Source organism: Modestobacter sp. SYSU DS0904 (genome assembly GCF_054051115.1).
The window spans coordinates 14,702-39,225 of sequence record NZ_JBJHAQ010000003.1 but is presented as its reverse complement, the minus strand read 5'-3'; the positions used below and the strand labels follow the sequence as shown (position 1 = coordinate 39,225).

Annotated in this window: 23 protein-coding genes; 18 read left to right on the top strand and 5 right to left on the bottom strand. The window is 75.4% G+C overall.

Annotation, left to right across the window (positions count from 1 at the left end; genetic code table 11):
- The first annotated feature begins 72 nt into the window (after positions 1-72).
- From ACI79U_RS02645 to ACI79U_RS02635, 3 genes are all read left to right on the top strand, one after another.
- Entirely contained in the window at positions 73-744 is a 672-nt protein-coding gene (locus tag ACI79U_RS02645) for a DUF305 domain-containing protein (protein WP_457065068.1), read from the top strand.
- A gap of 157 nt (positions 745-901) precedes the next feature.
- Positions 902-1,732, top strand: a complete 831-nt coding sequence (locus ACI79U_RS02640; protein WP_457065070.1) for a F510_1955 family glycosylhydrolase — start codon at positions 902-904, stop codon at positions 1,730-1,732.
- A gap of 85 nt (positions 1,733-1,817) precedes the next feature.
- Positions 1,818-2,891: an iron-siderophore ABC transporter substrate-binding protein gene (locus ACI79U_RS02635; protein WP_457065072.1), complete on the top strand. Its 1,074-nt coding sequence runs from the start codon at positions 1,818-1,820 to the stop codon at positions 2,889-2,891.
- A 4-nt stretch (positions 2,892-2,895) separates the two neighbouring features.
- On the opposite strand, the gene hrpB is transcribed toward ACI79U_RS02635, so the two are convergent.
- Entirely contained in the window at positions 2,896-5,394 is a 2,499-nt protein-coding gene (hrpB, locus tag ACI79U_RS02630; RefSeq protein ID WP_457065074.1) for an ATP-dependent helicase HrpB, read from the bottom strand.
- 66 nt (positions 5,395-5,460) lie between these two features.
- Between hrpB and ACI79U_RS02625 the strand changes: the two genes are divergently transcribed.
- The 11 genes from ACI79U_RS02625 (at position 5,461) to ACI79U_RS02575 (ending at position 18,508) form a co-directional block, all read left to right on the top strand.
- Complete coding sequence (locus ACI79U_RS02625) at positions 5,461-7,587, top strand: elongation factor G-like protein EF-G2 (protein WP_457072591.1); 2,127 nt, start codon at positions 5,461-5,463, stop codon at positions 7,585-7,587.
- Positions 7,588-7,618: 31 nt separating this feature from the next.
- A complete protein-coding gene (locus tag ACI79U_RS02620; protein ID WP_457065076.1) occupies positions 7,619-9,334 on the top strand; it encodes an SLC13 family permease in 1,716 nt (571 codons plus the stop codon).
- Between the two features lie 112 nt (positions 9,335-9,446).
- The gene (locus ACI79U_RS02615) at positions 9,447-10,652 is read left to right on the top strand and encodes a cation:proton antiporter domain-containing protein (RefSeq protein WP_457065078.1); all 1,206 of its coding nucleotides are present in this window, start codon (positions 9,447-9,449) and stop codon (positions 10,650-10,652) included.
- An 83-nt stretch (positions 10,653-10,735) separates the two neighbouring features.
- Complete coding sequence (locus ACI79U_RS02610) at positions 10,736-11,785, top strand: TIGR03885 family FMN-dependent LLM class oxidoreductase (RefSeq protein ID WP_457065080.1); 1,050 nt, start codon at positions 10,736-10,738, stop codon at positions 11,783-11,785.
- Between the two features lie 10 nt (positions 11,786-11,795).
- A complete protein-coding gene (locus tag ACI79U_RS02605) occupies positions 11,796-13,475 on the top strand; it encodes an alpha-amylase family protein (RefSeq protein ID WP_457065082.1) in 1,680 nt (559 codons plus the stop codon).
- A gap of 158 nt (positions 13,476-13,633) precedes the next feature.
- Entirely contained in the window at positions 13,634-14,320 is a 687-nt protein-coding gene (locus tag ACI79U_RS02600) for a hypothetical protein (RefSeq protein WP_457065084.1), read from the top strand.
- A gap of 120 nt (positions 14,321-14,440) precedes the next feature.
- Positions 14,441-15,688, top strand: coding sequence for a PP2C family protein-serine/threonine phosphatase (locus tag ACI79U_RS02595; protein ID WP_457067120.1), 1,248 nt, complete (start codon positions 14,441-14,443; stop codon positions 15,686-15,688).
- 46 nt (positions 15,689-15,734) lie between these two features.
- The gene (locus ACI79U_RS02590) at positions 15,735-16,400 is read left to right on the top strand and encodes a phosphatidylserine decarboxylase (protein ID WP_457067123.1); all 666 of its coding nucleotides are present in this window, start codon (positions 15,735-15,737) and stop codon (positions 16,398-16,400) included.
- A 1-nt stretch (position 16,401) separates the two neighbouring features.
- A complete protein-coding gene (gene pssA / locus ACI79U_RS02585) occupies positions 16,402-17,208 on the top strand; it encodes a CDP-diacylglycerol--serine O-phosphatidyltransferase (RefSeq protein ID WP_457067126.1) in 807 nt (268 codons plus the stop codon).
- 23 nt (positions 17,209-17,231) lie between these two features.
- Positions 17,232-17,699, top strand: a complete 468-nt coding sequence (locus ACI79U_RS02580) for an N-acetyltransferase family protein (protein ID WP_457067128.1) — start codon at positions 17,232-17,234, stop codon at positions 17,697-17,699.
- A complete protein-coding gene (locus ACI79U_RS02575) occupies positions 17,696-18,508 on the top strand; it encodes an HAD-IIA family hydrolase (RefSeq protein ID WP_457067130.1) in 813 nt (270 codons plus the stop codon). Before ACI79U_RS02580 ends, ACI79U_RS02575 begins: the two co-directional genes overlap by 4 nt.
- 59 nt (positions 18,509-18,567) lie before the next feature.
- Here ACI79U_RS02575 and ACI79U_RS02570 read toward each other — a convergent pair whose 3' ends face one another.
- Positions 18,568-19,050, bottom strand: a complete 483-nt coding sequence (locus tag ACI79U_RS02570; RefSeq protein ID WP_457067132.1) for a hypothetical protein — start codon at positions 19,048-19,050, stop codon at positions 18,568-18,570.
- Positions 19,051-19,124: 74 nt separating this feature from the next.
- Here ACI79U_RS02570 and ACI79U_RS02565 point away from each other — a divergent pair, with 74 nt between their 5' ends.
- Together ACI79U_RS02565 and ACI79U_RS02560 are read left to right on the top strand one after the other, a co-directional pair.
- A complete protein-coding gene (locus tag ACI79U_RS02565) occupies positions 19,125-20,087 on the top strand; it encodes a diacylglycerol/lipid kinase family protein (protein WP_457067134.1) in 963 nt (320 codons plus the stop codon).
- 315 nt (positions 20,088-20,402) lie between these two features.
- The gene (locus ACI79U_RS02560) at positions 20,403-20,654 is read left to right on the top strand and encodes a WhiB family transcriptional regulator (protein ID WP_163612279.1); all 252 of its coding nucleotides are present in this window, start codon (positions 20,403-20,405) and stop codon (positions 20,652-20,654) included.
- A gap of 120 nt (positions 20,655-20,774) precedes the next feature.
- Here ACI79U_RS02560 and ACI79U_RS02555 read toward each other — a convergent pair whose 3' ends face one another.
- Positions 20,775-22,259: a sensor histidine kinase gene (locus ACI79U_RS02555; RefSeq protein WP_457067137.1), complete on the bottom strand. Its 1,485-nt coding sequence runs from the start codon at positions 22,257-22,259 to the stop codon at positions 20,775-20,777.
- Positions 22,260-22,314: 55 nt separating this feature from the next.
- Here ACI79U_RS02555 and ACI79U_RS02550 point away from each other — a divergent pair, with 55 nt between their 5' ends.
- A complete protein-coding gene (locus tag ACI79U_RS02550) occupies positions 22,315-22,815 on the top strand; it encodes a GNAT family N-acetyltransferase (RefSeq protein WP_457067139.1) in 501 nt (166 codons plus the stop codon).
- 55 nt (positions 22,816-22,870) lie between these two features.
- Here ACI79U_RS02550 and ACI79U_RS02545 read toward each other — a convergent pair whose 3' ends face one another.
- Entirely contained in the window at positions 22,871-23,092 is a 222-nt protein-coding gene (locus ACI79U_RS02545; protein WP_457067142.1) for a biotin/lipoyl-binding carrier protein, read from the bottom strand.
- A gap of 66 nt (positions 23,093-23,158) precedes the next feature.
- Positions 23,159-24,235, bottom strand: coding sequence for a biotin carboxylase N-terminal domain-containing protein (locus ACI79U_RS02540; protein ID WP_457072780.1), 1,077 nt, complete (start codon positions 24,233-24,235; stop codon positions 23,159-23,161).
- Positions 24,236-24,428: 193 nt separating this feature from the next.
- Between ACI79U_RS02540 and ACI79U_RS02535 the strand changes: the two genes are divergently transcribed.
- Positions 24,429-24,503, top strand: coding sequence for a 50S ribosomal protein bL37 (locus ACI79U_RS02535; protein WP_014742531.1), 75 nt, complete (start codon positions 24,429-24,431; stop codon positions 24,501-24,503).
- The last annotated feature ends 21 nt before the right edge of the window (positions 24,504-24,524 follow it).

Genomic DNA, 24,524 nt, shown 5'->3' with positions numbered 1-24,524 from the left:
CCCCTGCCCCGGCACCTGCTGGCCCGGCGGCGGTCCCGGCACGCCTGGAACCGACTCCACGAGGAGCACGACATGTCCCGCACCACCGCACGCCCGTCCCACCGCCCCGGCGGCCTGCTCGCCGGTGCCCTGCTCGCCGGCGCCCTGGCTCTCGCCGGCTGCGGCGGCGACACCGCCGGTTCCGGCACGTCGGCCGGCTCCCCGGCCGGCCCGCCGGCCGCCTCCGCGGCCGACGACCACAACGACACCGACGTCTCCTTCGCCGCCGGCATGCGCCTGCACCACCAGGGCGCCATCGAGATGGCACAGCTGGCGCCGGGCCGGGCGTCCGACCCGCGCGTGCTGGACCTGGCCAGCCGCATCGGGGCAGCGCAGGCCACGGAGATCGACACGTTCACCCGATGGCTGTCCGGTTGGGGTGCCGAGGGGGACATGGGTGGGATGGACCACCACGGTGCGATGGACCACCACGGTGCGATGGGCGACCAGGGCGCGATGGACCATGGCGCCATGGGCGAGATGTCGGCGGAGGACATGACGGCGCTCGCCGACGCCTCGGGGCCTGCCTTCGACCGGCTCTTCCTCACCCAGATGATCGCGCACCACGGCGGGGCGATCGAGATGGCCGAGCACGAGGCGTCCGGCGGCCAGGACCCGGAGGCCATCGCGCTGGCCGAGCGCATCCGCGACACCCAGGCCGCGGAGATCGCGGAGATGCAGGCCCTGCTGACCGAGCTCGGCTGATCCACCCCGGCGGGGCGGTGACCCACCGCCCCGCCGGCACCCGTCCCGCCGACGCCCCGCACCCCTGCACCGCTGGAGATCGATCATGCGCACGCCGCCCACCCACCGAGCTGGCACGACCACCCGACGTACCGCTGCACTGCTGACCGTCGCAGGGGTGTTCGCCGCCCCCGCGCTCGCCGCCTGCACCACCGAGGAGACGGCGTCGGACGCCGCGGCGACCCCGGCTGCGGAGGCGGGGGCGCTGCCGTCCGCGCACGTCCACGGGGTCGCCTTCGCGCCCGGGGACGACACCTTCCTGCTCGCCACCCACGACGGACTCCTGGAGGTCGGCGCGGACGGACGGCACACGCCCATCGGTCCCGGCATCGACCTGATGGGGTTCGCGGTGACCGGGAACCGCTACCTCGCCTCGGGGCACCCGGGGCCCGGCGTGGACCTCCCCGAGCCGGTGGGGCTCATCGAGTCCACCGACGGCGGCCGGAGCTGGGAGGTGCTGTCCCGGTCGGGGCAGTCGGACTTCCACGCCCTCACCGCCGGTGACGCCGGCATCCTCGGCTGGGACGGGACGCTGGTGCGCAGCGAGGACGGCCGGGCCTGGGAGCAGCTGACCATCCCCGACGAGCCGGCGGCGCTGGCTGCCGCCCCGACCGGCAGCACCGTGCTGGCCACCACCGGTCGAGGGCTCCTGCGGTCCGCCGACGGTGGCGCCACGTGGACGGACGTGCCCGACGCGCCGCTGCTGCAGGTGGTCGACTGGGCGGAGGACGGCGCGACCGTCGCCGGCGTCGACCCGGCCGGCACGGTGTGGCTCAGCCCCGACGCCGGGGGCACCTGGGAGCGGGGGGAACGCCTCGGGTCGCCGCCCGGCGCGGTCACCGTGACCACGGCCGGTGGTGGCCCGCCCCGCGTCGCGGTGGTCACCGGCGACGGGCTGTGGGACTCCACCGACGGTGGACGCAGCTTCACGGCGGTCCAGGTGCGCTGACGCGACTCGCCGTCCGGCCACGCGGCTCGGGTGGCGGGAGTGGGGCAGTTGGTTAGGTAAGGCTGCCCTCATGTTGAAAGAGCGCATGTCACGCTCCCGGTCGCTCCCGCGACGCACGCTGCTGCCGGGCCCAGCCCGCGCCACGGCCCGAACCACGGCCCGAACCACGGCCCGGACCACGGCACTCGCCCTGGCCCTCGCCGTCCCCGTCACCCTGCTGGCCGGCTGCGGCTCCGACGCCGAGGACGATGCCGCCGCGGCACCCTCGTCGAGCGGGAGCAGCGCCTTCCCGGTCACCATCGAGCACGCCTACGGCACCACCGAGATCCCGGAGGAGCCCACCCGGGTCGTCTCCCTCGGCTACACCGAGCAGGACGCGATCCTGGCCTTCGACGTCGTCCCGGTCGCCGTCCGCTACGCCTTCGGCCCCGAGGACGACGTGTTCTTCCCCTGGGCCGACGAGGCCGCCGGCGACGCCGAGGTGGAGATCCTGCCCCGCGCCGAGGTCGACCCCGAGGCGGTCGCCGCACTCGACCCGGACCTGATCATGGCCGTCACCGCCGGCCTCACCGAGGACGAGTACCAGACGTTCAGCGCGATCGCCCCCACGGTCGTCCAGCCGGCGGAGTACACCGCCTTCGGCACGCCCTGGCAGGAGCAGACCCGGGTCACCGGGCAGGCGCTGGGGCAGCCGGAGCGGGCCGAGGAGCTGATCGCCGACGTCGAGGCGCAGCTCGAGGAGGTCCGCGCCGAGCACCCCGAGTTCGAGGGGAAGACCGTCACCCTCTCCGGACCCGCCTACGAGGGCGAGTACCCCTTCCACACCTCGGCGGACACCCGCACCCAGTTCTTCCTCGACCTGGGCATGACCGTCGACCCCGCCCTGGACGCCGCCGCGGACAGCGAGTTCTACGGCACGGTGAGCCGCGAGGAGGCCCGGATGCTGGAGGCGGACCTGATCGTCTTCCAGTCCGGCTCGGACGCCGAGCGGGCCGGCCTCGAGGGCGACCCGGTGCTCTCCGGCCTGGAGACGGTCACCGACGGCCGGGTGGTCTTCGCCGAGGGCGCGGACTATGACGCCCTGCAGTTCGCCAGCGCGCTGAGCCTGCCCTACCTGCTGGAGAACTTCGTGCCGACGCTGTCCGAGACGCTCGGCTGACCCCTCACACCGGCCCGCCGCGCGGCTTCGCGCGGCGGGTCGGCGCCGCCGACGCCGGGTCCTCCGGCCACGGGTGGCGCGGGTAGCGGCCGCGCAGCTCACTGCGCACGCCGGGCCAGCCGGTGACCCAGAACCCGGCCAGGTCACCGGTGGTGGCGATGACCCGGGCGGCGGGGGAGAGCAGCTGCAGGCGCAGTGGCCGCCCGGCCACCACCGGGGCGTCGGCCCAGCCGAACACCTCCTGCACCCGCACCGACAGGGTCGGCACCGCCGGGTCGGCGTAGTCCACCCGCAGCCGTGACCCGGTGGGCACCGCGATCCGCTCGGGCACCAGCTCGTCCAGCCGGCCGGCCAGCTGCCACGGCAGCAGCGCCTGCAGCGCCGCGGCGACGTCGACCCGCCGCAGCGCCGCCCGGTCCCGGGCCGCCGCCACCGCCGGGCTGTCGGCGAGCGCGGCCAGCAGCGCCGCGTCGTCCACCGCCGGCCACGGCTCGCCGAGCCCGGCGTGCGCCGCGGCCAGCCGCTCGCGCAGCGCGACGGCGGCCGGGGTCCAGCGCAGCAGCCCCAGCCCCTCGCGGCGCAGCCCCTCGGCCACGGCCGCGGTGACCGCCGCCGGGTCCGGGTCGGGCAGCGGGCGCTCGGTCAGCACGACCGCGCCCAGCCGATCGACCCGCACCGCGCGCACGTCGCCGTCCCGCCACGACACCTCCGGGCCGGTGCGGCGCAGGGACGCGCCGGCGTCCAGCGCGGTGGCCTCGTCGACGGCGACCGCCAGTCGCACCCGCGCATCGGCCCGGCCGGGTGCCCGGTCGGCGGCGGCCACCGCCAGCCAGCGCGCGCCGCCGAGCGCGGTCCCCGGCAGCAGCTCCGCGCCGGTCCCGGCCGTCATCAGGTAGGTCCGCTCGGCGCCCGGCCGCCGCCGGGCCAGCCACTCCGGGTGCGCCAGCCCGACGACGAGCCCCGCCGCCTGGTCGTCGGGCACGGACCTGGCCGGGGGTGCGTCCGGCACCGCGCGTGCCAGTCGGCCCGCCTCCTCCCGCCACCGGGCGGCCGGGCCACCGCGGGCGTCGCGCAGCGCGCGCCACTCCGCGGCCAGGTCGTCCGAGCGGGGGGCGACGTCGGCCGACAGCAGCGCCACCACCTCCGCGGCCCGCCGCCGGCCGACCAGCGGCGCACCGTCGAGCAGGGCCCGGGCCAGCCGCGGGTGGGCGCCGACGGCGGTGAGCGCACGGCCGCGAGCGGTGACCCGCCCGGCGCCGTCCACCGCGCCCAGCTCGCGCAGCGCGGCCCGGGCCACCGTGAAGGCGGCCTCGGGCGGCGCGTCGGGCAGCGCCAGGCCGGTGGCGTCGGGCGAGCCCCAGCAGGCCAGCTCGAGGGCGAAGCCGGTCAGGTCGCCGACCGCGATCTCCGGCTCGGCGGCGGCCGGCAGCCGGTCGTGCTCGGCGGCCGACCACAGCCGGTAGACCCGCCCGGGCGCCTCCCGCCCGGCCCGGCCGGCGCGCTGGACCGCCGAGGCGCGGGACACCCGCACGGTCACCAGCGCGCCGAGCCCCCGGGCGACGTCGAAGCGGGGCACCCGGGCCAGCCCCGCGTCGACGACCACCCGCACCCCGGGCACGGTCAGGCTGGTCTCGGCGACGTCGGTGGCCAGCACCACCCGCCGCCGCGCCCCCGCGGTCAGGGCGGCGTCCTGGTCAGCGGCCGGGAGCCGGCCGTGCAACGGGTGGACGTCGGCGTCGATCCCGGCGAGGCGGCCGGAGACCCCGCCGATCTCGGCGGCGCCGGGCAGGAAGACCAGCACGTCGCCGGCGCCCTCGGCGAGCGCGCGGCGCACCGTGGCGGCGACCGCGTCGAGCAGCCGGGGGTCGACCCGGGTGCCGTGCGGCGGCGCCACCGGGGGCTCCGGCGGGCACCAGACGGTCTCGACGTCGTGCAGCGCCCCGGTGGCCTCGACCACCGGGGCGGGTGGGCCGTCGCCGCCGAGCAGGGTGGCCAGCCGGCCGGCCTGCGCGGTGGCCGACATCGCCAGCAGCGCCAGGTCGGGGCGCAGCGTGGCCCGCACGTCCACGTCGAAGGCCAGTGCGAGGTCGGTGTCCAGCTGCCGTTCGTGGCACTCGTCGAGCACCACCGCGGCGACCCCGGGCAGCTCCGGGTCGGCCTGCAGCCGGCGCACCAGCAGGCCGGTGGTGACCACCTCGACCCGGGTGGCGTCGCTGCGCCGGCTGTCCCCCCGCACGCTGTAGCCCACCGACCGCCCCACCGGCTCACCGACCAGCTCCGCCATCCGCCGGGCGGCCGCCCGGGCCGCGACCCGGCGCGGCTCGGCGACCAGCACCCGGCCGGCCAGGCGGCCGGCGAGCGCGAGCGGCACCAGCGAGGTCTTGCCGGTGCCGGGCGGGGCGACGAGCACCGCGCTGCCGGCGGCGGCGAGCGCGTCGGTGAGCGCGGCCAGCACGGCGCGGACCGGCAGGTCGGCGCCCGGCGTCCCCGGCGGTGGCAGCACGCCGACAGTCTCCCCGGCCGGACCGGGGACCTCCGACCCTTGTCCTCGGACGTGATCCAGGACACAGTGACCACTCGGGACGGCGTCTGCTGCGTGGAGGTCCGGGTGGCCGGTCAGGGCAGGGAGAACGGCAGGGATCGGCCGGGTGCTCCGGCGCCCCGCCCACCGGACCGGGTGCGCAACGTCGCACTGGTCGGGCGGGCGGGGGCGGGCAAGACCACGCTGGCGGAGGCGCTGGCGGCCGCCACCGGCGCGGTCCCACGGGCCGGGCGGGTCGAGGACGGCACCACCTGCCTGGACACCGACGAGGTGGAGGTGCGGCTGCAGCACTCGGTGACGCTGCACGCGGCCACCGTCGAGCACGACGGCCACCGGATCACCCTCTTCGACACCCCGGGGTCGCCGGACTTCCTCGGCGAGCTGCGGGCCGCGCTGCGCGCCGCGGACGCCGCGCTCTTCGTCGTCTCCGCGGTCGCCGGGGTCGACGCCGGCACCGTGCAGCTGTGGGACGAGTGCGCGGCGGCCGGGGTGCCGCGCGCGGTCGTCGTCACCCAGCTCGACCGGCCCCGGGCCGACGTCGCGGAGGTGGTGCGCGCCTGCGCCGCCCAGCTGGGCGCCGGCGTGCACCCGGTCCAGCTGGTCGACGGCGGCGCCCTGGTCTCGCTGCTGGAACCGCAGCCCGGCTCCCCGGACGCCGACCGGCTGCGTGCCGAGCTCATCGAGGCGGTGATCGCCGAGAGCGAGGACGAGACGCTCATGGAGCGCTACCTCGACGGCGCCCCGATCGGCCTGCCCGAGCTGGTCGCCGACCTGGAGACCGCGGTCGCCCGGGGCGCCTTCCACCCGGTGCTGTGCGTCTCCCCGCTCACCGGGCTCGGCATCGACGCGCTGCTGGACCTGCTGGTCACCGGCTTCCCGTCCCCGCTGGAGCGGCCCTGCCCGCCGGTGCTCCGCCCGGACGGCACCCCGGCCGGCCGGGTGGGCTGCGACCCCGACGGCCCGCTGGTCGCCGAGGTGGTGAAGACGACGACCGACCCGTACCTGGGCCGGGTCAGCCTGGTCCGGGTCTTCTCCGGCCGACTGCGCCCGGACATGCCGGTGCACGTCTCCGGGCACGGTCAGGGGCACGGGTGGGGCGACCGGCACCCCGACCACGACGCCGACGAGCGGGTGGGGGCGATCTCCGGCGCGCTCGGCAGCGTGCTGCGCCCGGTCGCCGAGTGCCTGGCCGGCGACGTGTGCGCGGTCGCGCGGCTGGCGACGGCGGAGACCGGCGACACCCTGTCCTCCCCGGAGCGGCCGCTGGTCGTGCAGCCGTGGGAGCTGCCCGACCCCCAGCTGCCGGTGGCGGTGGCGGCCGCCTCCCGCACCGACGAGGACCGCCTCGCCGCGGCGCTGGCCCGGCTGACCGTCGAGGACCCGACCGTGCGGGTCGAGCGGCGCACCGACACCGGGCAGCTGCTGCTGTGGTGCCTGGGCGACGCGCACGCCGAGGTGCTGCTGGAGCACCTGCGCACCCGGTACGGGGTCACGGTGGCGACCCCGCCGGTGCGGGTCGCCCTCGTGGAGACGCTCGCGGGGGAGGCGACGGTCACCGCCCGGCACGTGAAGCAGTCCGGCGGGCACGGCCAGTACGCCGTCGTGGTCGTCGAGGGCCGGCCCGGCGCACCCGGCTCGGGCGTCACCTTCGACCAGCGGGTGGTCGGCGGGGCCGTCCCCGCGCAGTTCCACGGCAGCGTGGAGAAGGGCATCCGGACCCAGGCCGCGCGCGGGGTGAGCGCGGACCGGCCGCTGGTCGACATCGCGGTCACCCTGGTCGACGGGAAGGCCCACTCGGTCGACTCCTCCGACGCGGCCTTCGCCGCCGCCGGGGCGCTGGCGCTGCGCGAGCTCGCCGCGGCCGCGGGCACCCGGGTGCTGGAGCCGTGGTGCCGGGTGGAGGTGGTCGTGCCGGTCGACGCCGTCGGCCCGGTGCTCGGCGACCTGGCCGGCCGGCGGGCCCGGGTGACCGGCAGCGACGTCGGCCCCGGCCGGGAGGAGACGACGGTGCGGGCCGAGGTGCCCGAGCGGGAGCTGCTCGACTACGCCCGGGCGCTGCGCTCGCTGTCGCACGGCACCGGCCGGTTCCGCCGCGAGCCGCTCGGCCACGAGCCGGCCCCGGCCGCGGTCGCCGCCGAGCTGCAGCCGGCCTGAGCCGGACCGGGCGCGAGGGGACGGGGCACCGGTGACCGTGCGGGGCGGGCGGCAGGTGAGCGACCACGGGCCGAGCGGTCCGGGGGCGGCGGGCGCGCGCACCGGCTCGTCGGCCCGGGGGCGGCCGGTCGACGAGGACCAGCCCAACGTCACCGACACCTCCGTCCCGCCCCGGCGGCAGTGGGCCGGCCGGATCGGCGGGCCGGTCGCGGCGCTCGTCGTCTACTTCCTGCTGGCGCAGGACGACGCGCTCAGCACGGCCGGGCGCACGACGGCGGCGGTCGGGGTGCTGCTCGCGGTCTGGTGGATGACCGAGGCGCTGCCGCTCCCGGCGACGGCGCTGGTGCCCATCGTGGCGTTCCCGCTGCTGGGGGTGCTCCCGGTGGGCGAGGCCACCGCGCCCTACGCCGACCCGAACATCTTCCTGTTCATGGGCGGCTTCATGATCGCGCTGGCGATGCAGAAGTGGGAGCTGCACCGGCGCATCGCGCTGCTCACCGTGCGGGCGGTCGGCACCCGGCCGCCCCGGCTGATCGCCGGCTTCATGATCGCGACCGCGTTCCTCAGCATGTGGGTGAGCAACACCGCGACCACGGTGCTGATGCTGCCGATCGGGCTGAGCGTGCTCATGCTGGTGCTCGACCGGGTGGCCGCCGGCAACGCCGATGCCCCGGCCGACCCCCAGACCGCCGACGGGACCGACTCGCAGGCCGTCGGAGCGGCCGCCGAGACCAAGGGGGGCCCGGCCGTCACCGAGCTCATCCGGGACGCGGACACCCGCAACTTCGCCGTCGCGCTGATGCTGGGCATCGCCTACGCCGCCAGCATCGGCTCGCTGGCCACGCTCATCGGCACCCCGCCCAACCTGATCCTGGCGGCGTTCGTCCGGCAGAACTACGACATCGTGCTCGGGTTCGGAGAGTGGATGCTGCTGGGCCTGCCGCTGGCGGTGGTCTTCCTCGGGCTGGCCTGGCTGGTGCTGACCAAGGTGGCCTTCCGGTCCGGGCTGCGGGAGATCCCCGGGGGCAGGCAGGTCATCCAGTCCGAGCTGGATCAGCTCGGGAAGATGTCCCGCGGCGAGTGGACCGTGCTGGCGGTGTTCGTCACCACCGCCCTGCTCTGGGTGTTCCGGCAGCCGCTCACCGGCTGGGAGGCGCTCACCGACGTGCTGCCGTTCGTCGCCGAGCTCAGCGACCCGGCCATCGCGATCGCGGCCGCGGTCGCCCTGTTCCTCATCCCGATCAAGGCCCGGGAGGGCGTCTCGGTGCTCGACTGGCACACCGCCCAGCAGCTGCCCTGGGGGGTGCTGCTGCTCTTCGGCGGCGGGCTGAGCCTGGCCGCGGCGGTTCAGGAGAGCGGGCTGGACGAGTACATCGGCGGCCAGGTCGGCGCCGTCGGTGCGCTCCCGGCCATCCTGCTGGTGCTCCTCACCGCGGGGGTCGTGCTGCTGCTCACCGAGGTCACCAGCAACACCGCCACCGCCGCTGCCTTCCTGCCCGTGCTCGGCGGGGTGGCGCTCGGGCTGGACCTGCTGCCGCTGGTGCTGCTGGTGCCCGCCGCCCTGGCGGCCACCTGCGCGTTCATGCTGCCGGTGGCTACCCCGCCCAACGCGATCGTCTTCGGCTCGGGCTACGTCACCATCGGCCAGATGCTCCGCGCCGGTGTCGTGCTCAACGTGATCGGCATCGTGCTGATCACCGCGGCGGTCTACCTGCTCGGCGGGATCGCGCTCGGGATCACCTTCTGAGCCGACGCCGGGCGCCCACCCGGCACCGGTTGTTTCCCGTCGGCCGGTCGGTGGGCAGGGGGGCGCGGGGGCCGCGGCCGGCGCGGGTCCCGCACCGGCCGAGGAGGGCGTCGTGGAGGACCTGCACCTGGGGTACGCGCTGGTCGGCGGCCTGGCGGTGGTGCTGGCCGCGGTGTCGGGCAAGATGCGCGACCTGCCCGTCAGCGAACCACTGCTGGCGCTGGTGCTGGGCGTGGTCGTCGGCCCGCAGGTGCTCGGGCTGGTCGAGGTGGCCGAGCCGATGCGCACCCCCCTGGTGCACGAGATGGCCCGCGTGCTGCTGGCCGTCTCGCTGATCGGGGTGGGCCTGCGCTTCCCGGTGCGCCGGCTGCGTCCGGTGTTCACCCCGACGGCGGTGCTGGTGACGGTGGGGATGGCCGGGATGGCCACGCTCTCGGCCGGCCTGGCCTGGCTGGTGCTCGGCATCCCGGTGGCCCTGGCCGCGCTCATCGGGGCCTGCATCACCCCCACCGACCCGGTGCTCGCCTCCAGCGTGGTCACCGGGAAACCGGCCGAGGAGCACCTCCCGGCCCGCACCCGGCAGCTGCTCTCGGAGGAGTCGGGCACCAACGACGGACTGGCCCTGCCGCTGGTGCTGCTGGGGATCGCGCTGGTGCTCGGGGACTCCCTCGGGCACGCCGCCCTCGACGGCGTCTACCAGGTCGTCGTCGGCGTCGCCGTCGGGATCGTGGCCGGCCTGGTCGCCGGCCGCGCGATCAGCTTCGCGCAGAGCCGCGCCGAGATCGACGAGGGCCCGTCGCTGGTGTTCACCCTGGTGCTGGCGGTCGCGGTGCTCGGCATCGCCCGGATCGCCAACGCCGACGGGGTCCTCGCGGTGTTCGTCGCCGGGCTGGCCTACAACTTCGCCGTCAGCCAGGACGACGTCGGCCCGCAGAACACCATCGACGAGGGGATCAACCGGTACCTGGTGCTTCCGCTGTTCCTGCTGCTGGGCATCCTGCTGCCCTGGTCGGGGTGGGCCGACCTCGGCTGGGCGGCGGTGCTCTTCCCGGTGGGGGTGCTGCTGCTGCGTCGGCTCCCCGTGCTGCTGGCGCTCGCCCGCCCGCTGGGGCTGCGGCTGCGCGACGCCGTCTTCCTGGGCTGGTTCGGCCCGATCGGGGTCAGCGCGCTGTTCTACCTCTCCTTCAGCGAGGAGGAGGGTGTGACCGATCCGCGGCTGTGGGCGGCCGGCACCCTGGTGGTCGCGGTCAGCACCGTCGCGCACGGGGTCAGCTCCGCGCCCGGCCGCCGGCTCTACCGCCGGGCCGCGGGCAGCTGATCGTCGTCACCCGGCCGGGCGCCGGAGTCCTTGCCGGTTGCACTCACCCTGCGGTTGATCACCAGTGCCGGTAGGCATGCGCCATGACGGTGATCGGCTTCCACAACTCCCACGAGCAGGTGCACCCCGCCGACCTGCTGCGGGCGGTGCAGCACGCCGAGCGGGTCGGTTTCACCGCGGCCATGTGCTCCGACCACCTCGAACCCTGGAACCCCCGGCAGGGCCAGTCGGGCTTCGCCTGGTCGTGGCTGGGTGCGGCGCTGGCCACCACCGGGCTGCCCTTCGGTGCGGTCAACGCCCCCGGCCAGCGGTACCACCCGGTGATCATCGCCCAGGCGATCGCCACCCTCGGGTCGATGTTCCCCGGCCGGTTCTGGGTCGCCCTCGGCTCCGGCGAGGCGATGAACGAGCACGTCACCGGGCACGTGTGGCCGCGCAAGGAGCTGCGCGACGCCCGGCTGCGGGAGTGCGTCGACATCATCCGGGCGCTGCTGGCCGGGGAGGAGGTCAGCCACGACGGGCTGGTCACCGTCGACCGGGCCCGGATCTGGACGCTGCCCGAGCAGCAGCCGGCGCTCATCGCCCCCGCCGTCACGGCGCGGACCGCCGCCCGGCACGCCGAGTGGGCCGACGGGCTGGTCACCATCAACCAGCCGCACGACACCCTGCGCGAGGTCGTCGCCGCCTACCGGGACGCCGGCGGCCAGGGCATGCTCACCATCCAGGTGCACGTCTCCTGGGACCCCGACCCGGACCGGGCGGTGGCGGTCGCGCACGACCAGTGGCGCAGCAACGTCTTCCCGCCGCCGCTGTGCTGGGACCTGGACAGCACCACGGCCTTCGACCAGGCCAGCGCGCACGTCAGCCCGGAGGCGGTGGGCGAGGCGGTGCGCATCTCCAGCGACCTGGGCCAGCACGCCGCCTGGCTCGCCGAGTACGTCGACCTCGGGTTCGACCAGGTGTACCTGCACCACGTGGGTCAGGAGCAACTGCCGTTCCTGGACGCGTTCGGGGAGCACGTGCTGCCCCGGCTCGACGTCACCGCACCGGCCCCCGCGGTCGCGATCGACCCACCCGGCCCGGTCGAGCCACGCCGTCCGGGGCAGGCCCCCGAGCCCGCCGTCCTGGACTGAGGAGAGACCCGTGCGGATCACCGACACAGCTGATCTCTGGTGGAAGAACGCCGTCGTCTACTGCCTGGACGTCGAGACGTTCATGGACTGGAACGGCGACGGCGTCGGCGACCTGGAGGGCCTGGCCCAGCGGCTGGACCACCTGGCCGACCTCGGCGTCACCTGCCTGTGGTTGATGCCCTTCTACCCGACCGCCGGCCGGGACGACGGCTACGACATCACCGACTACTACGGGGTCGATCCCCGGCTGGGGACCCTCGGTGACCTGGTCGAGATGATCCGGACGGCGAGGGACCGTGGCATGCGGGTCATCGCCGACCTGGTGGTCAACCACACCTCCGACCAGCACCCCTGGTTCCGGTCGGCGAAGGCGAGCGAGGACTCGCCGTACCGGGACTTCTACGTGTGGCGGGGGGACGAGCCACCGGACACCAGCGGACAGGTCGTCTTCCCCGACGCCGAGAGCGGGATCTGGACGCACAGCCCGGAGACGGACGCGTGGTACCTGCACCGCTTCTACGCCGAGCAGCCCGACCTCGACGTCACCAACCCCCGGGTCCGGGACGAGATCGCCAAGATCATGGGCTTCTGGCTGGAGCTGGGCCTCTCCGGCTTCCGGGTGGACGCCGTCCCGTTCCTGCTGGAGACGGCCGGCGTGGACGAGGACTCCGCCGCGCACTTCCCCGACCCGCACGAGTACCTGCGCGCGCTGCGCGCCTTCCTCGGCCGGCGGACCGGGTCCGGGGTGCTGCTGGGTGAGGTGAACCTGCCGTTCGAGGAGCAGGCGCGCTTCTTCGGGGAGCAGAACGGCGACGAGCTGACCATGCAGTTCGACTTCAACACGATGCAGCAGATGTACCTGTCGCTGGCCCGCTGCGATGCCGGGCCGCTGGCCGCCTCGCTGGCCGCCCGCCCGGCGATCTCCCCGGACAGCCAGTGGGGCACGTTCGTGCGCAACCACGACGAGCTCACCCTGGACAAGCTCGGCGACGACGAGCGCGCCGAGGTGTTCGCCGCCTTCGGGCCGGAGGAGGAGATGCAGGTCTACGACCGCGGGCTCATCCGCCGCCTGCCGCCGATGCTGGCCGGCGACCCGCGGCGGGTGCGGATGGTCTACAGCCTGCTGTTCTCCCTCCCCGGCACCCCGGTGCTCTTCTACGGCGAGGAGATCGGGATGGGGGAGGACCTCGCGGCCGGCAGCCGGCTGTCGGTGCGCACCCCGATGCAGTGGACCAGCGGGCCCAACGGCGGCTTCTCCGACGCCCCGGCCGAGCGGCTGACCCGGCCGGTGGTCGACGGCGGTTTCGCCCCGGAGTTCGTCAACGTCGCCGACCAGCGCCGCGACCCGGACTCGCTGCTGTCGTTCATGAAGCTGCTCATCCGCCGCTATCGGGAGTCGCCGGAGCTGGGCTGGGGCGGGTTCCAGCTGCTGGAGCAGCCGCACGCCGCCGTCCTGGCGCACCTGTGCACCTGGGACGACGGCGCGCTGGTCGCGGTGCACAACCTCGGTCCGGATCCGCTGTCGGTGCCGCTCACCGTGCCCGGCTGCGGGGCCGACCACCGGCTGGAGGACCTGCTCACCGCGGGCGGCACCCGGCTGGCCGACGACGGCTCGGCCGAGCTGGCGCTGGAGGGCTACGGGTACCGCTGGCTGCGGGTGGTCGCCGAGGACAGCCGCCGGCTGCTCTGACCGTCGGCGCCCCTCCTGCTCGCTGACCGTCCGGACTCGACCGACCACGGGCGGTGAGTCCTCGCCGGTGTCCCAGCGGCCCCGTGCGCCACACCCGGTCACCTGAGCGGGCGCGTCCCACCTCGCGCCTAGCGTCGCCGCCCGAGGTGATCGAACAGATGAGTGACGAGCGAGAGGTCCAGACCCCGGGGTGGGCTGACCCGGGGGCCCACGGCCCGGGCGGGGCGACCGCCCTCGCGGCGGCCACCGGGGACGGCGAGCCGACGACGGCACCAGCCGCCGAGCCGGCACCCGCGGCGGCCCAACCGGCGGCGTCCGGACCGGACCCGGACGTCGAGGCGCCGGCTGCTGCCGGTCCGGCCGACCCGCCGGCGGGCCAGCCGGGACCGCCCGAGGGGGCACCGGGGCCGGCGCCGGCCGCGGCGGGCGCGCCGCCCAGCGACACCCCCCACCCGACGACGCCGGTGAACGTCCGCCCGCGACCACGCCTGCGCCGGCCCGATCCGATGATCCGGATGGGTCCCTGGGCGCCGGTCGCCGGGGCCGGGATCGGGCTGCTGCTCGGCCTGCTCGTGGTGCTGTTCCTGGCGCCCGCGGTCGGCACGTTCGCCGAGCGACTGGCGCTGGTCTTCGTGGTGCTGGGGCTGTCGCTGCTGGGGGCGGGCGGCACCCTGCTGGCCGACGAGGTGCGGTTGCTGCGCCGCGGCGCCCAGGCGGCCGAGGCCCGGTCCGCGGGCGCCGGGGTGATCGCCGGGCTGCTCAACGGGCTGACCCCGGCCCGGCTGCTGATCCTGGCCAGCGCCTTCGCGCTGCTGCTGAGCGCCTACGTCACCAGCGGCACCTGACCTCGCCCGACACCTGGGCCCGTGGGGGGGCCCGCCCCCCCCCCCCGGCCCCCCCCCCCCCCACCGCCGTCGTCTGTCGTCCAAGTCCCGGCGCGATCGCGTGCGCCTAGGGTCTGCACCATGCAGGGCTCGGAGGATCACGTGATCGACGTCGGCGCGTTGCTGGAGAAGGTCGAGACGGCCGCACCGATCGACGCCGTGGAAGCCGTGGCAACTGCACTGGGCGAGATGGTGGACGCGCGGGCGGTGACCCTGCTCATCGCCGACTTCAGCGGCCGGGCCGTGGTCCGCCTCACGTCCGCCCACCAGGTTGCCGGAGCACGCAGCCGTGGGGTCGAGCAGGCCGAGACGCTCCCGCTGGCCGGTACCGACTACGAGCAGGTGCTGCGCACCCAGCAGCCGGACGTGCAGGTCCTCGACGACGGAGCCCGGATGATCGTCCCGGTCACCGACCGGGGCGACGCCATCGGGGTGCTCGAGCTCATGCTGCCCCACCACCCCTCGGCGAAGGAGGTCACCGACGTCGCCACCGCCGCGCACGCGTTGGCGTACGTCGTCATCGCCGCCCGGCGGCACACCGACGTCTTCGAGTGGGGCCAGCGCTCCACGCCCTTCGCGCTGGCTGCGGAGATCCAACGCCGCCTGCTGCCCGCGTCCTACACGTGCGAGGCCGGCCAGTTCACCCTCGCCGGCTGGCTGGAACCGGCCAGCTCTGTCGGCGGTGACACCTTCGACTACACCCTCGACCGGGACCTGCTCCAGCTGTCGATCACCGACGCCGTCGGCCACCAGGTGCCGGCGTCGCTGTTGGCCACCCTGCTCGTGGGCAGCCTGCGCAACGGGCGCAGGAAGGGCCTGGACCTCGCCGAGCAGGCCCGGTACGCCAACGACTCCCTGGCGGAGAACTCCGCTCCAGGGCAGTTCGTCACAGGTCAGCTCATGCGGGTCGACCTGCACACCGGCACCGCGCAGATCGTCAACGCCGGACACGTCCTGCCGCTCCGGCTGCGGGCCGGCCGAGTGGAGGAGATCGACCTCCGTGTCGAGGCACCGTTCGGCGTCCTCCCCGGCAAGTCCTTCGACGTGCAGCCGTTCCCGCTGGAACCGGGTGACCGCATCGTCTTCCTCACCGACGGGATGCAGGAGCGCAACGCGGTCAACCTCGACGTCGCCACGGCGCTGGCCGACTCTGCGGACCTGCACCCGCGAGAGGTCGTCCACGCCCTCGGCGCCGCCGTGCTGCGCGAGACGGGAGGCGACCTCCGCGACGACGCCACGATGATCTGCCTCGACTGGTACGGCGGGCCGCCGCGTGGGCGCACCACCGAGCAGGGCGCCGACCCCGACCGCGCCTCGGCGCCCGTCTGAGCGTCCGTCGGGCGCTTCGCGCTCGTCCCGGTAACCTCGGTGCGCGATGCGCATCGACCGGGCCGGCTGGCCCTTCCTCGCCGTTCCGTCGGCCACCGCGGCGGCGCTGTCCGCCACGGGCCGCGTCACCGGGTCCCGACCGGTCCGGCTGGCGGCGTGGCCGCTGCTCGGCCTCACCGCCTACATGGCGGCGTTCTTCCGCGACCCGGACCGTCGGTGCGACACCGTGCCACCACCGGACGACGAGGTCGTCTCCCCCGCCGACGGCGTGGTGATGGTGGCCGGGGAGCCCCAGCCCGGCGTCGCCCCCGAGGGCGACTGGCAGCAGGTGAGCGTCTTCCTCTCCGTCGTCGACGTGCACGTCAACCGGTCGCCCTACCGCGGCCGGATCACCTCCGTCAGCTACCGGCCCGGCAGCTTCCTCGCCGCCTACCGCAAGGAGAGCGCGCACCGGAACGAGCGCAGCGAGCTGTGGCTCGCCGACGGCGACCGCACCGTGGTGTTCCGCCAGATCGTCGGCGTGCTGGCCCGGCGGATCGTCACCCGGGTGCGGGAAGGGCAGCAGGTGGCCACCGGAGATCGGATCGGGCTGATGAAGTTCGGGTCGCGGATGGACGTCTTCGTGCCGCGCGAGTGCACGATCACCGTCACCACGGGCCAGCGGGTCCGGGGCGGCGAGACCGTCATCGCACGCTGGTCCCGGCCGGCCTGAGATGCCTCCGGTGTCCGGCAGGCGGACGACGACGGTCGAGTTCGTCCGCGGTTCGATGCGCGGGGGACGGCGGCGGGCCCGGGCCTGGCTGCCCAGCCTGTTCACCCTCGCCAACATGGCGTGCGGCTTCGGCGCCATCCTGGTCTCCTTCCGCGGGGAGTACCGGCTGGCCTGCCTGCTGATCGGGCTGTCGGTCGTCTTCGACATCGCCGACGGCGCGGTCGCGCGGCTGGTCGGTGCGGTGTCGCCGTTCGGGCTGCAGTTCGACTCGCTGGCCGACCTGGTCTCCTTCGGTCTCGCGCCGTCGCTGGTGGTCTTCGCGCTGTTCTCCGACGGCCGCGACCAGTGGGACCCGCTGGGCTGGCTGGCCTGCTTCTTCTGGGTGGCCTGCGCCGCGATCCGGTTGGCCCGGTTCAACACCACGATCGACCCCACGGCGGACAAGCGGTACTTCACCGGGCTGCCCAGCCCGGGCGCGGCCGCGGTGGTGCTGGCCAGCGTGTTCGCCTTCGCCGACACGATGCAGGGGCGGGACCGGCTGTGGGTGCTGCTGGTGCTGGTCGTCCCCGGGCTGCTGATGATCAGCAACGTCCGCTACCGGTCGTTCCGCTCCCTGGTCAGCCCGAAGAGCGGCAAGCCCTACGGTCTGGTGATCGCCACCGTGCTGCTCGTCGCGGGGTTGGCCGTCGTCCCGGTGGTCACCGCCTGCGTGCTCGCCTACGGCTACCTGCTGTCCCCGCTGGTGATGCCGCTGGTGTCGCCGCTGGAGCGGTTCGTGCCGGACCGGGTCAAGGAGGTGCTGTCCTGAACGGGCAGGTGACGGTGCGCCCGGTGGAACCCGGCGACGTCCCGGCCGTGCTGGGGCTGATCCGGGAGCTCGCCGCCTACGAGCGGGCCGAGCACGAGGCGCAGATGACCCCCGACCAGCTGCACGGGGCCCTGTTCGGGGAGTCGCCCGCGCTGTTCGGGCACGTGGCGCTCGCCCCCGACGGCAGCGCCGCCGGGTTCGCGCTCTGGTTCCGCACCTTCTCCACCTGGCGCGGCACCCACGGCATCCACCTGGAGGACCTCTACGTCCGGCCGGAGCACCGCGGCACCGGCCTGGGGCGCGAGCTGCTGCGCACGCTGGCCGAGCTCTGCGTGGCGCGCGGGTACGCCCGGCTGGAGTGGTCGGTGCTGGACTGGAACACGCCGTCGATCGAGTTCTACAGAGCGGCGGGGGCCGTGCCGATGGACGAGTGGACGGTCTACCGACTCACCGACGAGGCGCTCGGCACCTTCGCCGCCGCCCGGCGGTGACCATCCCGACCGACGAGGAGGACGGCGTGACGACCGAGCGCAGCGAGTCCCTGTGCTGGCTGACCGACATGGACGGCGTGCTGGTGCACGAGGGCAACGCCCTGCCCGGCGCCGCGGAGTTCCTCCAGCGGCTGCGGGACCGGGAGCGCCGCTTCCTGGTGCTGACCAACAACTCGATCTTCACCCCGCGCGACCTCTCGGCGCGACTGGCCCGCAGCGGGCTCAACGTGCCCGAGGAGTTCATCTGGACGTCGGCGCTGGCCACGGCGGACTTCCTCTCCTCCCAGCTGCCCGGCGGCTCGGCCTACGTGATCGGCGAGGCGGGGCTCACCACCGCGCTGTACGAGGCCGGCTACGTGCTGACCGACACCGACCCGGACTACGTGGTGCTGGGCGAGACCCGCACCTACTCCTTCGAGGCGATCACCCGCGCCATCCGGCTGATCGGTGACGGCGCACGGTTCATCGCGACCAACCCGGACGTGACCGGCCCCTCGCCGGAGGGACCGCTGCCGGCCACCGGTTCGGTCGCGGCGATGATCACCAAGGCGACCGGTGCGGAGCCCTACTTCATCGGGAAGCCGAACCCAATGATGTTCCGCAGTGCTATGAACCGGATCGAGGCCCACTCGGAGTCGACGACCATGGTCGGCGACCGGATGGACACCGACGTCGTGGCCGGCATCGAGGCCGGGCTGGACACCGTGCTGGTGCTCACCGGGTCGACCAAGGAAGCCGACGTGACCCGCTTCCCGTTCCGCCCCGGCCGGGTGCTCCCCTCGATCGCCGAGGTCATCGACCTCGTCTGAGGAAGGACCCCCGTGCCCCCCACCGCTCGCAAGCTCGCGGCGGGCCCCTGCACGGGGGCCTAGCGGTCGAGGAAGGCCAGCCGCGCCTCGGGGGTGGCCAGCAGGTACAGCTCCAGCGCCACCAGCGCGAGCAGCGGCACCCCCAGCAGCGGCTGGTCCGCCTGGAAGGCGGCCGTGTACCCGATGACCGCCAGCAACAGCTGCAGCACGATCACCGGCCCCCGCGACCACCCGGAGACCCGCCACAGCCCGACCGCCGCGGCCGCCAGCAGCCCGGCGCCCAGTCCGACGTAGACCACCCCGGCCAGCGCGCGGCCCACGCTGCTCGGCTCACCGGTGACGGTCAGCACGAGCATCGTCAGGGCGACGACGGCCAGCCCCGCCGCCTCGACCGCGACCACCAGTGCCGCCCGGCGGACCGCCGCAGGCGCCGCGGGGCGGGTGCGCACCGGCCTCGGGGCCGCCGGCTGGGCGGCGCCACCGAGCAGCCCCTCCGCTCGGGGCCGCCGACGACCGGGGGCGTTCGACTCCTCGCCAGACACGCCCAGAGGCTACGCCGGGGGCGACCGGGCGAGTTGCCGGAAGGCGCCGGAACGCGGCTGGCTATGTTGACCCCATGCGTGCGCTGCTGGTGGCGAACCCGGCGGCCACGACCACCACCCCCAGGGTGCGTGACGTCATGGTCCGGGCGCTGTCCAGCCAGCTGCAGGTCGACGTCGTGGAGACGGCCCACCGGGGGCACGGGCGCGAGCTGGCGGCGCAGGCAGCGGCCGACGGCATCGACGTGGTGGTCACCCTGGGCGGCGACGGGACCGTGAACGAGGCGGTCAACGGCCTGCTCGGCGCGGGTCCGGGCGACCGGGTCCCCACCCTCGCCGTCGTCCCCGGCGGCTCGACCAACGTCTTCTCCCGGGCGCTGGGACGCTCCCGCGACCCGGTCGAGGCCACCGGAGAGATCCTCGACTCGCTTCGCGCCGGCCGCACCCGGATGGTCTCCCTCGGCACCGCCTCGGCCCGGGTGCCGGGCGCGGGGGCCGAGGAGTGGACCGAGCCGCGCTGGTTCGCCTTCGCCGCAGGCATGGGCTTCGACGCCGACGTGATCTCCCGGGTCGAGGCGCAGCGGGCGCGCGGCCACCGGTCCAGCGGCGCGCTGTACATCCGGGCCGGCCTCGACGCCTTCGTGCTCGGCCGGGACCGGCGTCGCCCGACGATGACCCTCACCGTCCCCGGGGAGGAGCCCGTCGACGGGCTCTTCCTGGCCCTGCTGTCCAACGTGAGCCCGTGGACCTACCTGGGCTCCCGGCCGGTCAACCCGAGCCCGGAGGCGTCCTTCGACACCGGGCTGGACGTCTTCGCGATGGGCCGGGTCGGGGTGGTGCGGATGCTGCACCACGTCCGCCAGGTGATGGCCGCGCGGCCCGATGCCCGGGGGCGCGGCATCCACCGGTGGCACGACCTGACCGAGCTCACCCTGACCGCCACGCGCCCGCAGGGGTGGCAGCTCGACGGTGACCACCTCGGCACCACGACGGGGTTGCGGGTGCGCTCGGTGCCCGCCGCGCTGCGCGTCGTCGTCTGAACGAGCGCGCGCTTCCTCCCCACCACTCGCTGCGCTCGCGGCGGGCCCGCGGGACGCGGAGCGCGGCGCAGGAGTGGCGAGGCCCGCACACCCGTGGTGAGCTTCCTCACGAGCACCGGTGAACAGGCGGGAGTCTGCTTGACAGCCCGGCGTCTCGTGAAAGCATCACAAGCAAGCAACCTGCCGGTAACAAGGCAGGCGGCCGCCGTTCACGGCGCCGGGCCTCCGGCGCGTTGATCTGCCGGGGGCGGTCACTTCGGCCGGCGGCCGACTGCCCACCGACAGAATCCAGACGAGATCGAGGAGTACACAGCCATGGACTGGCGCCACCGCGCGCTCTGCCGGGACGAAGACCCGGAGCTCTTCTTCCCGATCGGGACGACGGGCCCTGCGGTCGTCCAGATCGAGCAGGCCAAGGCTGTGTGTCGTCGCTGCCCGGTCGTGGAGTCGTGCCTGGAGTGGGCACTGACCTCCGGCCAGGACTCCGGCGTCTGGGGCGGCCTGTCCGAGGACGAGCGCCGTGCCCTCAAGCGACGCACCGCCCGCACCCGGGTACGCACCGCCTGACCTGACCCAGGCCCCCACCCCTGACGCCCACACGCCGGCGTCGGGACCCCGCACCGGGGGCCGCAACAGCAACCCGACAGGGGCCGCTTCGCACGTCGAGGCGGCCCCTGTCGCATGCGCTCAGCGGCGCGCACGGCCGGCGCCCGGCAGGGTGAGCACGACCTCGGTGCCCGGGCCGCCACCGGACGGCGGCCCCATCTCCAGCGTGCCGTGCAGCTCGCTCGTCACCAGGGTGCGCACGATCTGCAGCCCCAGGCCGGTGCTCGCCGCCGGGTCGAAGTCCGGGGGCAGGCCGCAGCCGTCGTCGTGCACCCGCACCTCCAGGTCGGCCCCCTCCCGGCGCGCGTGCAGCACGATCGTGCCGGGCGAGCCGTCCTCGAAGGCGTGCTCGGCGGCGTTGTGCAGCAGCTCGGTCACCGCCATCACCAGCGGCGTCGCGGCGGCCGCCGGCAGCTCACCGAGCCGGCCGTCCCGCGTGATCCGCGCCGCCGGCCCGACCGAGGTCACGTCGCCCAGCATCGGCAGCACCTGGTCGAGCACGTCGTCGACGTCGACGACGTCCTCCCGGCTGCCGGCCAGCGTCTCGTGCACCACCGCGATCGAGGCGACCCGGCGCACCGACTCCTCCAACGCCGCCCGCGCCGCCGGTTCGGTCATCCGGCGGGCCTGCAGCCGCAGCAGCGCCGCGACGGTCTGCAGGTTGTTCTTCACCCGGTGGTGGATCTCCCGGATGGTGGCGTCCTTGGTCATCAGCGCGCGGTCCCGCCGGCGGACGTCGGTGACGTCCCGGACCAGCACCAGCGCGCCCTCCTCGGCCCCGGGCGCCTGCAGCGGCAGCGCGCGCACCAGCATCGTGGCGGCGTCGTTCTCCACGTCCATCGGGTCGGGGAACCGGCCGGCCACCGCCGCGTCGATGCTCGCCGCCACCGCCTCGCCGGCCACCCGGTCGGCCGAGACGCCACGGGTCACCTCGGCCAGGTCCGCGCCGACGACGTCGCCGACGACGCCCATCCGCCGGTAGGCCGACAGGGCGTTGGGGCTGGCGTAGACGGCGCGGCCGGCGGCGTCGAGCCGGACCAGCCCGTCGCCGACCCGGGGGCTCATCTCCGCGTCGTCGAGCATCCGCGGCGGGAAGGTGCCGGCGGCCACCATCAGCGACAGGTCGGCGGCGATGTCCAGGTAGGTCAGCTCGAGCGTGGAGGGCGCCCGGGTGACCGCGAGGTTGGTGTCCTTGGCCAGGACGGCGACCACCACGCCGTCGTGCCGGACGGGGATGACCTCACGCCGGCGCGGAGCGGATCCCGACCAGTCGGGCTCGCCCTCGGTGACCGGGCGCCCCTCGGTGTGCGCCTGCACCAGCTGGGCGGCGTCCTCGCCGCTGAGCTCGGTGCCGATCAGGTCGTCGGGCTGGCTGGTCGGCGCGGTCAGCGGCCGGACCTGCGCGACGCACCACCACGCGGCGTCCTGCAGCGGTACCCACAGCGTGAGGTCGGCGAAGGCCAGGTCGGCCAGCAGCTGCCAGTCGGCGACCAGCCGGCGGGCGTGGTCGACCTGGGACGGGCTCGACGCCGAGCTCCGGGTCAGGCGTTCGGACAGGCTGCTCATCGTGACCTGGAGCCTAGGCCGGGGCCCCGACCGCCGGTCCACCTACCCTGCGGTGGTGACCCGCCGCGCCGCCGTCGAGATCGGCCCCGCCCGCTCCGACGAGCACGACCGGATCGGCCGGCTGACCGCCGACGTGTACACCGCGGAGGGGTTCGCCTCCCCCGAGTACGCCCGGCAGCTCGCCGACGTCGCCGGCCGGGCCGGGCGGTCGGATCTGCTCGTCGCCCGCGACGACGCCGGCCTCGTGGTGGGCAGCGTGGCCCTCGTCCTCACCGGCGACTTCGGCCAGGTCACCGAGGCCGACGACGAGGCGGCGTTCCGGATGCTGGTGGTCGACCCCGCCGTACGCGGCCAGGGGCTGGGTGAGGCGCTGGTGCAGGCTTGCCTGGACCGCGCCCGGGCGGCGGGCAAGCGACGGATGCTGCTCGCCACCGGTCCGCAGATGACCACGGCGCACCGGCTCTACGACCGGCTGGGCTTCTCCCGGCTGCCCGAGCGCGACTGGAGCCCGGTGCCGGGCATCGAGCTGCGGGTGTACGCCCGCGAGCTCTGCTGACGGACCCCGCGCCCGCCACCGCTCGCACACTCGCGGGGGGAACCTGCAGCGGGGCCTAGGCGACGACGGTGGCGATGAGGTCGCCCTCCTGGAGCACCTCGCCCTCCACCACGTGCATCTCCTCGACCACACCGGCCCGCTCGGTGAGCACCGGGATCTCCATCTTCATCGACTCCAGGATCACCAGCGTGTCCCCGGCTGCGACCTGCGTCCCGGGGGCCACCAGGACCTTCCAGACACTGGAGACCATCTCGGCGTGGATCTCCTCGACCGCCACCGGGGCGCCTCCTCTGTCGTCGTCCCCACCGACCGGCGGGGACGACCATGAAAGCACGCCCGGCGGTCAGCTGCGGTCGGGCACCAGCGGGCCGGCGATCCGGTCCAGCACCTGGCAGACGGCGGGGCCGTCGTGCGGGACCCCGGTGTCGGGCAGCCCGGTGAGCACGTCCGCGGCCGCACGCGCCGCGGCGGCGACGTCCGGCGCCGCCACGCTGACCGTGGCCAGCAGCGCGTCGTACCAGGCGTCCAGGCGGTCCCCGGGGTCGTAGCCGTTGACGGCGACCACCTCCCGGTCGGCGCCCTGGACGCTGCCCGGTGGCAGGTCGGGGAGGCGCCCGGTCACCCGGCCGGCCACCCCGGGGGCGAGGGTCGCGCGCAGCTGGACGGCCACGGCCGCGCGGGCCTCGGCCGTCCCGCCGTCGTCGGGGGCGCCGTCGACGGCGCTGCGCAGCGAGAGCTCGACCGCGTCCACGCCGTGCGACCGCTCCAGCACGGCCATGTCCAGGGAGAACCCGGCGGCCACCTCGGCCAGCTCACCGTCGGGGTCGATGCCGACGGTCACCAGTCCGCGCCAGCCCAGCTCGGGCAGGCGGCGGGCCGCGGCCGGGAGCGGCCCGATCCCCGCCGCCGGGGTCCAGCTCACCCGCAGGGTGCCTCGGGCCCGGTCGCGCACCACCGGGGTGACGTGGCACAAGGCGTCCGGGGTGACCCAGGCGAGGAAGCCGCGCTCGCTGGCCGGCTCGACCCCGTCACCGCCCAGCCGCTCCAGCACCTCGGCGTGCGGGCCGACCCAGGTCAGCCCGGCCTCGGCCACCGCCGCGGCGAGCCGGGCGTTGCCGGCCAGCGCGGGCGGGACCGGGAGCACCGCGCGCACCCGGGTCCGGCGGGCTGCCTCGACGATGCGTCGCACGTCGAGATAGGACTCGGCCGCGGGGGCCGGGCCCAGCAGCACCCACTCGTCGGCCATCCGGACGTGCCGGGCGTCCTGCTCGGCCTCGGAGCACACCGCGACCGCCTTGACCCCCAGCCGCGCGCAGGCTGCGATCACCGCGCAGGCCACCGGTCCGCGGCCGGCGACCAACACGCTCTCCACCGCCGTCTGGGCCACCCCGTCCCCCGTTCCCGACCCTGCGGCCGGCATCGTCGCCACCCCTGGCCCCTGGAGGGTGCCAGGTGGCCGGCCGGGGCCCTACACCACCGCACGGCGGCGGCACGGAACGTGAGATCCTCGTCCGGTCAGCTTGGCCGGTCCGGGTGCTCTCCGCACACCGCGCCGGCCGGCGATCACCGGCCGGGGCAGCCCCCGGCGACCCGACCCGAGTGAGGAGGCAGCGATGTCCAAGCGTGGACGCAAGCGGCGCGCCCGCAAGAAGAGCGGCGCCAACCACGGCAAGCGCCCCAACGCCTGAGGAAGGACCCCCTTGCCCCCC

What these genes read in the sequence shown, in the direction of transcription:
- ACI79U_RS02600 (WP_457065084.1), top strand. Translation starts at nt 13,634, where the DNA reads ATGAGTGACGAGCGAGAGGTCCAGACCCCGGGGTGGGCTGACCCGGGG.
- ACI79U_RS02610 (WP_457065080.1), top strand. Translation starts at nt 10,736, where the DNA reads ATGACGGTGATCGGCTTCCACAACTCCCACGAGCAGGTGCACCCCGCC.
- ACI79U_RS02595 (WP_457067120.1), top strand. Translation starts at nt 14,441, where the DNA reads ATGCAGGGCTCGGAGGATCACGTGATCGACGTCGGCGCGTTGCTGGAG.
- ACI79U_RS02560 (WP_163612279.1), top strand. Translation starts at nt 20,403, where the DNA reads ATGGACTGGCGCCACCGCGCGCTCTGCCGGGACGAAGACCCGGAGCTC.
- ACI79U_RS02590 (WP_457067123.1), top strand. Translation starts at nt 15,735, where the DNA reads ATGCGCATCGACCGGGCCGGCTGGCCCTTCCTCGCCGTTCCGTCGGCC.
- ACI79U_RS02565 (WP_457067134.1), top strand. Translation starts at nt 19,125, where the DNA reads ATGCGTGCGCTGCTGGTGGCGAACCCGGCGGCCACGACCACCACCCCC.
- pssA (WP_457067126.1), top strand. Translation starts at nt 16,402, where the DNA reads ATGCCTCCGGTGTCCGGCAGGCGGACGACGACGGTCGAGTTCGTCCGC.
- ACI79U_RS02635 (WP_457065072.1), top strand. Translation starts at nt 1,818, where the DNA reads ATGTCACGCTCCCGGTCGCTCCCGCGACGCACGCTGCTGCCGGGCCCA.
- ACI79U_RS02645 (WP_457065068.1), top strand. Translation starts at nt 73, where the DNA reads ATGTCCCGCACCACCGCACGCCCGTCCCACCGCCCCGGCGGCCTGCTC.
- ACI79U_RS02540 (WP_457072780.1), bottom strand. Translation starts at nt 24,235, where the DNA reads ATGCCGGCCGCAGGGTCGGGAACGGGGGACGGGGTGGCCCAGACGGCG.
- ACI79U_RS02555 (WP_457067137.1), bottom strand. Translation starts at nt 22,259, where the DNA reads ATGAGCAGCCTGTCCGAACGCCTGACCCGGAGCTCGGCGTCGAGCCCG.